The sequence below is a fragment of the Kribbella polygonati genome (assembly GCF_050320105.1).
In the GTDB taxonomy this organism is placed as follows: Bacteria; Actinomycetota; Actinomycetes; order Propionibacteriales; family Kribbellaceae; genus Kribbella.
In genome coordinates this window covers 3,744,214-3,755,890 of the sequence record NZ_CP190129.1, presented here as the reverse complement: position 1 = coordinate 3,755,890, position 11,677 = coordinate 3,744,214, and the positions used below count along the sequence as shown (strand labels likewise).

Annotated in this window: 10 protein-coding genes; 8 read left to right on the top strand and 2 right to left on the bottom strand. The window is 68.4% G+C overall.

Features of this window, described 5'->3' with window-relative positions; genetic code table 11:
• Nucleotide 1: 1 nt before the first annotated feature.
• Together ACQHIV_RS17775 and ACQHIV_RS17770 are read right to left on the bottom strand one after the other, a co-directional pair.
• Nucleotides 2-1,120 (bottom strand): sensor histidine kinase, encoded by a 1,119-nt coding sequence (locus ACQHIV_RS17775; protein WP_427895688.1) that lies wholly within the window; start codon nucleotides 1,118-1,120, stop codon nucleotides 2-4.
• On the bottom strand, nucleotides 1,117-1,602 hold the full coding sequence (locus ACQHIV_RS17770) for a hypothetical protein (protein WP_427895687.1): 486 nt from the start codon (nucleotides 1,600-1,602) through the stop codon (nucleotides 1,117-1,119). Before ACQHIV_RS17770 ends, ACQHIV_RS17775 begins: the two co-directional genes overlap by 4 nt.
• Before the next feature lie 145 nt (nucleotides 1,603-1,747).
• Here ACQHIV_RS17770 and ACQHIV_RS17765 point away from each other — a divergent pair, with 145 nt between their 5' ends.
• The 8 genes from ACQHIV_RS17765 (at nucleotide 1,748) to ACQHIV_RS17730 (ending at nucleotide 11,471) form a co-directional block, all read left to right on the top strand.
• Nucleotides 1,748-3,427, top strand: coding sequence for a sodium:solute symporter family protein (locus ACQHIV_RS17765; RefSeq protein ID WP_427895685.1), 1,680 nt, complete (start codon nucleotides 1,748-1,750; stop codon nucleotides 3,425-3,427).
• A 14-nt stretch (nucleotides 3,428-3,441) separates the two neighbouring features.
• Nucleotides 3,442-3,675: a hypothetical protein gene (locus tag ACQHIV_RS17760; RefSeq protein WP_427895683.1), complete on the top strand. Its 234-nt coding sequence runs from the start codon at nucleotides 3,442-3,444 to the stop codon at nucleotides 3,673-3,675.
• Nucleotides 3,676-3,772: 97 nt separating this feature from the next.
• Nucleotides 3,773-4,540 (top strand): phytanoyl-CoA dioxygenase family protein, encoded by a 768-nt coding sequence (locus tag ACQHIV_RS17755; protein WP_427895681.1) that lies wholly within the window; start codon nucleotides 3,773-3,775, stop codon nucleotides 4,538-4,540.
• Nucleotides 4,537-5,427, top strand: a complete 891-nt coding sequence (locus ACQHIV_RS17750; protein ID WP_427895680.1) for a helix-turn-helix domain-containing protein — start codon at nucleotides 4,537-4,539, stop codon at nucleotides 5,425-5,427. Before ACQHIV_RS17755 ends, ACQHIV_RS17750 begins: the two co-directional genes overlap by 4 nt.
• A 145-nt stretch (nucleotides 5,428-5,572) precedes the next feature.
• Nucleotides 5,573-8,053 carry a leucine--tRNA ligase gene (leuS, locus tag ACQHIV_RS17745; RefSeq protein WP_427895678.1) on the top strand — a complete coding sequence of 827 codons (2,481 nt, stop codon included), beginning with the start codon at nucleotides 5,573-5,575 and terminating at the stop codon, nucleotides 8,051-8,053.
• The gene (locus tag ACQHIV_RS17740) at nucleotides 8,053-8,457 is read left to right on the top strand and encodes a YjbQ family protein (RefSeq protein ID WP_427895676.1); all 405 of its coding nucleotides are present in this window, start codon (nucleotides 8,053-8,055) and stop codon (nucleotides 8,455-8,457) included. Before leuS ends, ACQHIV_RS17740 begins: the two co-directional genes overlap by 1 nt.
• A 99-nt stretch (nucleotides 8,458-8,556) precedes the next feature.
• The gene (locus ACQHIV_RS17735) at nucleotides 8,557-8,751 is read left to right on the top strand and encodes a hypothetical protein (protein ID WP_427895674.1); all 195 of its coding nucleotides are present in this window, start codon (nucleotides 8,557-8,559) and stop codon (nucleotides 8,749-8,751) included.
• 149 nt (nucleotides 8,752-8,900) lie between these two features.
• Complete coding sequence (locus ACQHIV_RS17730; protein ID WP_427895672.1) at nucleotides 8,901-11,471, top strand: ATP-binding protein; 2,571 nt, start codon at nucleotides 8,901-8,903, stop codon at nucleotides 11,469-11,471.
• Nucleotides 11,472-11,677: the final 206 nt, after the last annotated feature.

The following is an 11,677-nucleotide window of genomic DNA, read 5'->3' as shown; positions in this document are numbered from 1 at the left end:
GTCACTCAACCTCCGCCACCACCAACCAGTCGTCGCCGTCCGCGCCCGCGGTCAGCGTGCCACCCACCAGTGCCAGCCGTTCACGCATCCCGGCGAGCCCGAACCCCTCGCCGGTCGTGACCCCCTTGTTCCGCACCGACACCCGTACGCCGTCGTCGTAGACAAGCAGAATGTCGACAGTCTGACCAGGCGCATGCTTCGCTGCATTCGTCAGCGCCTCCCGCACCGCACCAAGCAGCGCGACCGTGACACCAGAGTCGAGCCTGTGGTGACCGCTGACGGTCAGCCGTACGGCCGTCCCGTGGTCCTTCTCGTGTTGCTCCGCCATCGCAGCCAGCGCAGCCGGCAGCTCCGGTACCTCGTCCGCCCGCAGCGCAGCGACCGCACTCCGCGCCTCGGTCAGCCCCTGTACGGCGAGCTTCCGCGACCGGCGTACCCGCTCGAGCGCTCCTGCCGTGTCGCCGCGGTCCGCCAGCAGCGCCTCGGCCACCTCCAGCTGGACGCTCAGTGCGCCCAGCGAATGCGCCAGTACGTCGTGCAGGTCGCGGGCGATCCGTCCACGTTCCTCGAGCGCCGCGGCGCGGGCGTGCTCGCTCTGTGCCAACTGGGTCTGCTCCAGCAACTGCTCCGTCTGCCGCGCTTGCACCTCGTACTGCCGCCGGTTCAAGCCGAACGCGATCAGTACCGCGGTCCACAGCAGCTGAGTGAAGTACCACGTGTCCGACTGACCGAACAGCCAGGCCGATCCGGCGTACGCGACCGCCACCCCGATGCCGGCGGCAACGATCGGCCGGTTGCTGCGCCGTCCGAAGTCGATCACCGCGATGTCGGTCATGGCGACCAGCACGAGCACCAGGGCGTTCGACTGCGGGTAGCCGGCGATCACGGCGTTGCTGACCGCGACAGCCCACAGCAGCCCGAAGGCGACGTACGGCCGGGCCGACATCAGCACGGAGCCCACCAGGAAGACTGCGAAGCTGACGCCGAGCACTACCCAGACCCAGCTGTCCGCAGGACGCGCCGTGGTCAGTACGGCGATCGCTACGCCGGCGGTGAGTACCCGGCCGACCCAGCCGCTCTCTCCGTGCGGACGCGCCGGCAGTAGCGCCTTCAGCTTCACTGGTTGGTGTACTCCTCGGCCATGCGGCTCGCCTTGCCCTGGATGATCATCGACTGCGTCAACAGGTTCGCACCGAGCGAGACCATCAGCGCACCGCCCTCGGCGACCGGTACGCCGAGCAGATGGCCGACGCCCGCCAGGCCGAGCCGGATGACCAGGTAGGCCACCATGATGCCGAGTCCGGGCAGACCGAGCCGGTAGAACACCTTCCCGGCGCGTCGCTCCACCTGGGCGACCCGCCCGCTGGCGACCCCGGCGACCAGCGCGACAGCCGAACCGATCAGCAGCAGGATCACGTCGGCGGCGCCGAGGTGCGCGTGCCGGTCGTACAGCTGGTAGACCCCGGCGCCGATCAGGATGACCGGGCCGCGCCAGACGTCGGCGTTCGAGTTGTCCAGCTCGGACCAGGACAGTCGCCGGGCGACGACGGCGATGACGACGGCGATCACGACGAGGGCGTTGGGCACGGTTCCGAAGCTCATGTCACGGACGGTAGGTCCGGGCTGCACTGCGTGAGGACAGACCACGGGTGGAGATCCGGGTGGAGACACGATCTGGTTGAAAAGAGGAGTAACGTTCCTCACCGGTAACACCACGATCTGTCACAACCGACGATCCGGAGGGCCGATGCTTCCGCAACAATCCATCCTCAGGCTGGACGCCACGGCGATCGACTACGTCATCATCGCCCTGTACTTCGTCTTCGTGCTCGGCATCGGCTACCTGGCCAGACGCGCGGTGTCGAGCAGCCTGGACTTCTTCCTGTCCGGCCGTTCGCTGCCCGCCTGGGTCACCGGTCTGGCGTTCATCTCGGCCAACCTCGGCGCGATCGAGATCATGGGCATGTCCGCGAACGGCGCGCAGTACGGCATGCCGACCGTGCACTACTTCTGGATCGGCGCGGTCCCGGCGATGCTGTTCCTGGGCGTCGTGATGATGCCGTTCTACTACGGCTCGAAGGTCCGCAGCGTGCCGGAGTTCATGCTCCGCCGGTTCGGGAAGCCCGCGCACCTGGTGAACGCGATCAGCTTCGCGCTGGCGCAGGTACTGATCGCGGGCGTGAACCTGTTCCTGCTGGCCACCATCGTGAACGTGCTGCTCGGCTGGCCGATCTGGGTGTCGGTGATCGTCGCCGCCGCGATCGTGCTCAGCTACATCACGCTCGGCGGCCTGTCCGCGGCGATCTACAACGAGGTGCTGCAGTTCTTCGTGATCGTCGCCGCGCTGCTGCCGCTGACCCTGGTCGGCCTGCACAAGGTCGGCGGCTGGCAGGGTCTGGTCGACAAGGTGACCGCGTCGCCTGGCGGGGGCGCGCAGATGTCGGCCTGGCCGGGGAACGCGCTGAGCGGGTTCGGCAACAGCTTCCTGTCGGTGATCGGGATCGTGTTCGGCCTCGGCTTCGTGCTCTCGTTCGGGTACTGGACGACGAACTTCACCGAGGTCCAGCGGGCACTGGCCTCGAAGAACATGTCGGCCGCCCGGCGGACCCCGATCATCGGCTCGTTCCCGAAGATGTTCATCCCGTTCATCGTGATCATCCCCGGCATCATCGCCGCCGTGACGGTGCCGGAGCTGGCCCAGTTCAAGGCGAACGGCAGCGGCGACGTCGACTACAACGACGCGATCCTGCTGCTGATGCGCGACCTGCTCCCGAACGGGATGCTCGGCCTCGCGATCACCGGCCTGCTGGCGTCGTTCATGGCCGGTATGGCGGCCAACCTGAGCTCGTTCAACACGGTCATGTCGTACGACATCATCGAGCGGTACCTGATCAAGGACCGGCCGGACGAGTTCTACCTGCGGACCGGGCGGATCGTGACCGTGGCCGGCACGCTGGTCGCGATCGGCACCGCCGCGATCGCCTCCGGCTACAGCAACCTGATGGACTACCTGCAGCAGCTGTTCTCGTTCTTCAACGCGCCGCTGTTCGCGACGTTCATCCTCGGCATGTTCTGGAAGCGGATGACCGCCACGGCCGGCTGGATCGGCCTGGTCACCGGTACGGCGACCGCGATCCTGGTCTTCGTCCTGTCCGAGAACGGCGTGATCAACCTGCCCGGCCAGGGCGCGAGCTTCGTCGGCGCCGGTGCGGCGTTCGCGGTCGACATCGTGGTCAGCGTGCTGGTCAGTCTGGTCACGACCCCGAAGCGCGACACCGAGCTGGTGGGTCTGGTGTACTCGCTGACCCCGAAGGAACAGCGCACCGAGGTGGCGGTCGCCGGCGACGGCGGCTGGTACCGCAAGCCGGTGCTGCTGGCGGGCATCTCGCTCGCGATGACCATCGCCCTGAACATCATCTTCGGCTGACAAGGAGCAGTGAGATGGCGGAGAAGAAGAAGGCCGGAGCGTTCGACATCCGGGTCGTGATCGCGCTGCTCGTCGGCATCTACGGCGTGGTGCTGACGATCCTTGGGCTGACCGGCAGCCAGGCCGAGACCGACAAGGCGGCCGGGATCAACATCAACCTGTGGGGCGGCGTCGGGATGCTCGTGTTCGCCGCGTTGTTCGTGCTGTGGGCGCGGTTGCGGCCGATCGCGGTTCAGGACGACGAGTGAGCATGTCCGTTTGACGAACATCGGCGTCCGGTCGGGTCCTCCCGCCCGGACGCCGGCGTTCGTAGGCTCGTAGTACCCGATCAGGAGGTACTCCGAGATGACGATCACATCCGAGCGGCCCGAGCTGTCGTCGCTCGCGCAGCAGTACGCCGCCGACGGCTTCGTACTGGTGAAAGGCCTGCTCAGCAAGGAAGAAGCGGCGTACTACCGCAAGCGCAGCCACGACCTGCTGGCGCAGCTGAACCGCTCCGACGACGCCACCTGGGGCGCCGCTCGCGACCTGGCGGACGCACCCACCAAGCTGCAGCACCTGCACGACGCGCAGTTCTACGACGCGGAGTTCTCGAAGCTGCTGGTGGACCCGCGGTTCACCGACGTGGCCGCCGCGGTGATGGGTGTGGACAACGTGCAGTTGCACCACACCAAGCTGTTCGTGAAGCCCCCGGAGAACGGTTCGCCGTTCCCGCTGCACCAGGACCACCCGTTCTTCCCGCACACGTACCACCGGGTCGGGGCGGCGATCTTCCACTTCGACGACGCCCCCGTCGAGAAGGGGTGCGTGCGGATCATCCCGGGCAGCCACAAGTCCGGGCCGCGGGAGCACGAGGCGGAGGGCTCGTACCACCTGCTCGAGCCGGCGTTCGACGAGGCCACGCCGCAGCCGGCCGAGGCGGGCGACGTGCTGTTCTTCACCTACCTGACCGTGCACGGGTCGGGCGTGAACACCAGCGACGAGGCCCGTACGACGTGGCTGATCCAGTACCGCGACCCGGCCGACCCGCCGACGGTGAAGGCCCACGACTGGTCGCTCGGTCAGGGCATGATGCTGCGTGGAGTCGACCCCACTGGCAGGAGTGCCGTTTGACGCTCGCCGAGGTAGGCAATGCGGACCGGTTCGTCGACCTCGCGGGACTCCTGGAGTCCTGCGAGGTCGACGGCTTCCGCGCGGACTTCCTCAGCTGGGGGCACTACCAGCCGGAGTACTGGCGCAACTACTGGCACAGCCACTCGTTCCACGAGGTCTGCCTGGCGTACTCGGGGGAGGGCCGCTTCAACAACGGCTCTGTGCGGTACGACGTGGTGCCGGGCTCGGTGTTCCTTGCCAGACCGGGTGACGTGCATGAGATCGAGTCCTCGCACAGTGCTCCGTTGGGGATCGCGTTCTGGGGGTTTACCTTCCGCCCGGGCTCGGACGAGGGCGGATGGTGGTCCGGCCTCACCCGCACTGATGGCCCTGTCATGTCCACAAGAACAGGTGCCCTCCCAGCCCTCGTCACAGCGCTGGCGGGGGAAGCTGCGGCTCCGGTGTCCGGCTACGGAACTGCTCTTGCAGCTCTGGGCTCAACGCTCGTGCTGGAGACGGCGCGGGCATTCGCGCTCGACGAGGACCTGGCTGTTGAACCAGTACGCCGTGACAGAGGTCCCCTGGTAGTAGAAGCCATGCAGCGGCACCTTCGCGACAACCTGTCCCGGCCGATCACCGTGCGGGACGTAGCGGCGGCGGCCCACCTCTCCGAGCGCCATGCGGAGCGGCTGTTCGCCCAGCAGACCGGTGACTCGATCATGTCCACGCTGTGGCGGCTGCGGCTGGAACTCGCCGGACAACTCCTGCTGGATCACACGCTCTCGATCACGGACGTAGCGCGAGCCTGCGGGTACTCCGACGTACGCCCGTTCTCCACTGCGTTCAAACGCAAGTACGGCCGTACGCCTGGGGAGCACCGCCGCACCGGCGGGACGGAGTTCCTGTAGTGCTACCCTGACTGCATGCGAGTGAGCCTGCTCCTTACTTAGCCGTACTGGCATTCAGGTCAGTACGGCACCCCCTCCTGTGTGAGGGGATTTTTCATTTCTGGCAGATTTAGGCTCAACACAGACACGAAGCAGGAGTAGGACCGTGAGCGAGCAGGTGGACGACACTCCGATCGACCGGGGTGGCTACGACTTCAACGCCATGCAGGCCAAGTGGCGTCCGGTGTGGGAGAAGCTGGACCCGTTCAAGGCGAAGGACGACGGCTCGGCGGAGCGTCGCTACGCGCTCACGATGTTCTCGTACCCGTCGGGCGACCTGCACATGGGCCACGGCGAGGTGTTCGCGCTGCACGACGTGCTGGCGCGCTACTGGTTCCAGCAGGGGTACGACGTACTGAACCCGATCGGCTGGGACTCGTTCGGGCTGCCGGCCGAGAACGCCGCGATCAAGCGCAACGAGCACCCGGCGACGTACACGTACGCCAACATCGAGACCCAGGCGGAGTCGATCCGGCGGTACGCGCTGAGCTTCGACTGGTCGCGCCGGCTGCACACGTCGGACCCGGAGTACTACCGCTGGACGCAGTGGCTGTTCCTGCGCTTCTACGAGCGCGGCCTGGCGTACCGGAAGGCGTCGTACGTCAACTGGTGCCCGAACGACCAGACCGTGCTGGCCAACGAGCAGGTCGTGCAGGGCCGCTGTGAGCGGTGTGGCTGGGAGGTCACGAAGCGGGAGCTGACCCAGTGGTACTTCAAGACCACTGAGTACGCCCAGCGGCTGCTGGACGACATGGAGCTGCTGCAGTGGCCGGAAGAGATCCTGCTGATGCAGCGGAACTGGATCGGCCGGTCCGAGGGCGCGTTCGCGAGCTTCCAGGTCGAGGGGCGTGACGAGCCGATCAAGGTCTTCACCACCCGGCCGGACACGCTGTTCGGCGCCACCTTCATGGTGGTCGCGCCGGATGCGAAGCTGGCCGCCGAGCTGGTCACCCCGGACCAGCAGGCCGCGTTCGACGAGTACCTGACGGCCGTGAAGGCGTCGACCGAGATCGAGCGGCTGAGCACCGAGCGCGAGAAGACCGGTGTCTTCCTGGGCTCGTACGCGATCAACCCGGTGACCGGGCAGCGGATCCCGATCTGGGCCGCCGACTACGTGCTGGCCGACTACGGCACCGGCGCGATCATGGCGGTCCCCGGGCAGGACACCCGGGACTGGGAGTTCGCGGAGAAGTTCGGCCTGCCGATCGTCCGGACCGTGCAGCCGACGCCCGACTTCGACGGCAAGGCGTTCACCGGCGAGGGGCCGGCGATCAACAGCGCGAACGACGAGATCAGCCTGGACGGGCTGGAGATCGCCGAGGCGAAGTCCCGGATCATCGACTGGCTGCAGGACAAGGGCCTGGGCGAGCGCACGATCAACTACCGGCTGCGCGACTGGCTGCTGAGCCGGCAGCGGTACTGGGGCTGCCCGATCCCGATCATCCACTGCCCGTCCTGCGGCGAGGTGCCGGTCCCGGACGACCAGCTGCCGATGGAGCTGCCGGACCTGCGTGGCGCCGACCTGCAGCCGAAGGGCGTGTCCCCGCTGGCCGCGGCCCGCGAGTGGGTCGAGGTCGACTGCCCGAAGTGCGGCGGCCCGGCCGAGCGCGACACCGACACGATGGACACGTTCGTCGACTCGTCCTGGTACTTCCTGCGCTACCTGTCGCCGGAGTACACCGACGGCCCGTTCGACCAGGGCACGGCCGAGCGGTGGATGTCGGTGTACCAGTACGTCGGCGGCAAGGAGCACGCCGTACTGCACCTGCTGTACGCGCGGTTCTTCGTCAAGGCGCTGCACGACATGGGCCTGCTGACCGTGGTGGAGCCGTTCACCCGGCTGCTGAACCAGGGCCAGGTCATCAACCAGGGCAAGGCGATGAGCAAGTCCCTGGGCAACGGCGTGAACCTGGGCGACATGATCGACGAGTACGGCGTGGACGCGGTCCGGCTGACGATGGTGTTCGCGGGCCCGCCGGCCGACGACATCGACTGGGCCGACATGTCGCCGGGCGGATCGCTGAAGTTCCTGCAGCGGGCCTGGCGGCTGGCCGGCGCGGTCTCGTCGCCCGTCGGTACCGACCCGGAGGCGGGCGATCCGGAGCTGCGGAAGCTGACCCACCGGACCATCGCCGACGCGGCCGAGCTGATCGACTCGCACCGGTTCAACGTGATGGTCGCCCGGATCATGGAGCTGGTGAACGCCACCCGGAAGGCGATCGACGCCGGACCGGGCGCGGCCGACCCGGCGGTCCGCGAGGCCGTCGAGACGGTGGCGATCCTGCTGAGCCTGGTCGCGCCGTACACGGCCGAGGAGATGTGGGAGGAGCTGGGCCACGAGCCGACGGTCGCCAAGGCCGGCTGGCCGAAGGTCGACCCGGCGCTGCTGGTCGAGGACACCGTGACCTGCGTGGTCCAGGTGGCCGGCAAGGTGAAGGACCGGCTGGAGGTCGCGCCGGACATCTCCGACGCCGACCTGGAGCAACTGGCGCTGGAGTCCGAGGCGATCCGGAAGGCGCTGGACGGCCGCGGTACCCGCAAGGTGATCGTGCGGGCGCCGAAGCTGGTCAACATCGTCCCGGCCTGATGGACTCCGTCGTACTGAACGTTCACACCGGTTCCCGTGAGGTCGTGCTCGACCTCACGGGCCGGTGCGAGCAGTTCGTCTCAGGTCGTGGCGACGGGCTGCTGCACGTGTTCGTACCGCATGCCACCGCGGGCGTCGCGATCCTCGAGACCGGCGCGGGCAGCGACGACGACCTGCTCGCTGTCCTCGACGAGCTGCTGCCGCGGGACTTCGACTGGCGGCACCGGCACGGGTCGCCCGGTCACGGCCGCGATCACGTGCTGCCGGCGCTGATCCCGCCGTACGCGACCGTTCCGGTGCTCGCTGGCCGGCTGACGCTCGGGACCTGGCAATCGGTCTGCCTGGTCGACACCAATCGGGACAATCCCGACCGGCAGGTCCGGTTGTCGTTCCTGGCCGGTTAGCGGACTACCCGGTAATAACCGTCGCCGTATTTTGGTGACTTATTGTGATGTTGGCGACGGCGTTACGTTTGCGAAACACGGCTCCGCTTGAATTGCCGCATGGCTGCCCTCGACTCCCTGCGCGACGTCACCGTTGAGCTCCTGGTTCGCGCGACCCGCGGGATTTGCGACGGCAGCCTGCTGAATGCCGATTCCGGCCGTGCCGACACCAGCGCCCGGCTCGACGACTGGGCCGGCGTCCTTTCTCTGTACGCCGCCGAAAATGAAAGCCACTCGGTTCGCGCGACTGCTTGAAACTCGCATTTCTGAGCACACAATCATTTGCTTCGGGTGCTTTTCGTGTGACCCACCCCGCATCTCGCACGCCGGGTATCCCGGCGAACCACACTCCCGTCACGCTATGTTGTGTCAGGTACGTGAGGCCTCCAGAGGGGTGACGGGCTGTGTCGGACGTGGATGGCCGGGCGGGTGGTCGGCGAGGGTTCGCCGAGCTGCTGCTCGACTTGAGGGTCCAGTCCGGCCTTTCCCAGGAGGAACTGGCCGACCGGGCCGGGCTGAGTGTCCGCTCGATCCGGGAGATGGAGGCCGGCCGGGTCGCACGCCCGCGGAAGGACTCCGTGCGGCTGCTGGCGTCCGCGCTCGGCCTCCAGGACCTGGCCGAGTTCCTGCAGGCCGCGGGCCACGGCTCCGGGCGTCCCGTCGTTGCCCCGCCGGTTGTGTCTGTCGCCGATCCGGCGCCGACCGGCCTGCGCTGGCGCGGGACGCGGCCGATCCCGGACGGGCTGGTCGGGCGTGAGGAAGAACTGTTCGAGCTCGAGGGACTGCTCCGGCAGAACCGGCTGGTCACGCTCGTCGGACCCGGAGGTGTCGGCAAGACCGAGCTCGCGCTGGCCGCCGCGGACCGGTTCTCCGGTGCCGACACGACCGTCGTGGTCGTCGACCTGACGACGGTCCAGCGCGACGCCGCGGTCACGTCCGCGATTCTCGATGCCTTCGGCACCGCCCCTGGTACGTCGGACCTCGACGACGTACTGTCCGGCCGCCGGCCCGGTGACCTGGTGATCGTCGAGGACAACGCCGAGCACGTCCTCGACGGCGTCGCGACGGTCGCGAACCGGATGGTGCGGAGCTTCCCGGGCGTCGGCGTACTGGTCACGTCCCGGATCCCGCTCGGCCTGCCGGACGAGGTGGTACGTCGCGTCCAGGTGCTCGGCGTACCGGCGAACGACGAGAACTTCGAGGAGATCGCGGCATCGCCGGCGGTGGAGATGTTCTGCCGCCGGGTCGCGCGCGTACGCCCGGACTTCACGCTGACGCGGGAGAACGCCTCGACCGTGGCGCGGCTGTGCCGCCGGTTGGACGGCCTGCCGCTGGCGTTGGAGCTGGCCGCGGCGCGGGCCGGGTCGTTGTCGGTGGAGACGATCCTGGCCGCACTGGACGACCGCTTCCGGTTGCTGTCCGGCCCGCGGCGGTTCGGGGCGCCGCATCAGCGGACGCTGGCGGACACCATCGCGTGGAGCGTGGACGGGCTGTCGGACGCGGCACGGCAGATGCTGTACCGGGCGTCGCTGCTCGGGTCGCCGTTCACGCTGGAGGCGGTGGCCGGCGTGTGTACGGGCGCGCCGATCCACGAGATCGACGTACCGATGCTGCTGGCCGAGCTGGTGGAGAAGTCGCTGCTGCAGCCGGTGCCGGAGTTCGAGCGGCTGTACGGCGCGCGGTACAAGCTGCTGGAAACGATCCGCGAGCACGCGTACGCCGGGCTCTCCTCGCAGGGGGACGACCTCACCGAGTTCCGGAACCGGGCCGTCGAGTGGTGTACGACGTACGTCGCCGGGCTGGAGGGCGCGTGGTCGTCGCCGGACCGCGACCGGCGGTACCGGGCGGCGCATGCGAACTCGGCGCTGTTCGAGGTGGCGCTGACGCGAGCCGCCGAGCTGGGGGAGTGGGACACGGCGGCGCGGATCGTGCTCGGGTTCCGGATCGCCTGGCAGTACCAGGCGAGTGTTGCCGAGAGCGGGATCCGGTGGGCGACGCTGTGCGCCTCGAACGTGTCGGACAAGGAGACGAGCGGCCGGCTGCTCGCTATCGCTGGTCGGCTGTCCAGCCTGACCGGTGACATCCATGGGGCGCGGCGGCACTACGAAGAAGCACGCAAACTGATCCCTGGCGAGACCGAGATGGGTCTTGTCGCTCGTGGCGGCTGGGTGTCCTCCGGCTCGCACCTGCTCGACACACAGAGCCTGGCGGAGATCCCGGCGCTCGTGGACGACGCCCGCAAGCATGGCGACATCCAGCGGTCGACCACTGTGCAGGCGACCTGTGGGCTCGCACTGCTGCGCTGGGGACGGCTGGTGGAGGCCAAGGAGCTCCTGCTCGCGTGGGAGGCAGCCCTGGTCAATCCTGGCGTCTACCCGGATGAGATCGGCTACATAGCGCTCAGCCGGGTCGACCTGGAGCTGGGGAACCTGGCCGGCGCACGGCACTGGGCTGAGCTCGCCCGCGACAGCCAGGCGCCGGACGACCCGGAACGCACCAAGGTGGCCAGCTGCCTCGCCATGGTCGAGTACCAGGACGGCCGGTACGACGAGGCCCGTGCACTGCTCGACCAGGCCGACGCGGACATCCGCGGGCATCGCGGGTACTTCGACTACCTGGTCATGCTGTACCGCTCCCGGCTGGCACGGGCCGCCGGGGAGATCGAGCAGGCCCGGCAGGCCGTGCTGGACGCGTTGAACCGGCTCCTGCTCGAAGGGCGGGTCGTTTACCTGCTCGAAGTACTGCCCGAGGCTGTGGCGGTTCTGCACGCGCTGGGTCGCTCCGAGGCGGGCGATGCGGTGTGCGGTCAGCTGCTCGCGTGGCAGCGCACTATGGACCCGCCGATGCTGCCGACGGCGTGGGCCGTGCTGCAGGAGTCGTGCCAGAGCGCGACAGTCGCGGACGGGTGGCCGCAGCCCGATCCGGCGGCAGCCGTACGGCGGCTGGCCAACGACGTACTCGCCGCTCTTTCGTGACGGCGATCCGCTGAAGCTGCCGGGTAACTGCCGGTTGTTCTGCCTCGTCCTGACATGGCGGCCGGACGAAGAATTACAGCCGTAGGGCAGGTTCCAGGACGCAGAGTCCGACCCCGGAAACGGCAGCGAAAGGCGGTGCACCGTGAAGAGGCCATGGGACACCGCACTGCAGGGCCCGGCGAAGGCGACGCGGAGGGCCTCCGGGT

Bases quoted from the DNA above. Each gene is read 5' to 3' on its own strand.
- ACQHIV_RS17770 (WP_427895687.1), bottom strand. From the start codon at position 1,602: ATGAGCTTCGGAACCGTGCCCAACGCCCTCGTCGTGATCGCCGTCGTC.
- ACQHIV_RS17765 (WP_427895685.1), top strand. From the start codon at position 1,748: ATGCTTCCGCAACAATCCATCCTCAGGCTGGACGCCACGGCGATCGAC.
- ACQHIV_RS17760 (WP_427895683.1), top strand. From the start codon at position 3,442: ATGGCGGAGAAGAAGAAGGCCGGAGCGTTCGACATCCGGGTCGTGATC.
- ACQHIV_RS17755 (WP_427895681.1), top strand. From the start codon at position 3,773: ATGACGATCACATCCGAGCGGCCCGAGCTGTCGTCGCTCGCGCAGCAG.
- ACQHIV_RS17740 (WP_427895676.1), top strand. From the start codon at position 8,053: ATGGACTCCGTCGTACTGAACGTTCACACCGGTTCCCGTGAGGTCGTG.
- ACQHIV_RS17735 (WP_427895674.1), top strand. From the start codon at position 8,557: ATGGCTGCCCTCGACTCCCTGCGCGACGTCACCGTTGAGCTCCTGGTT.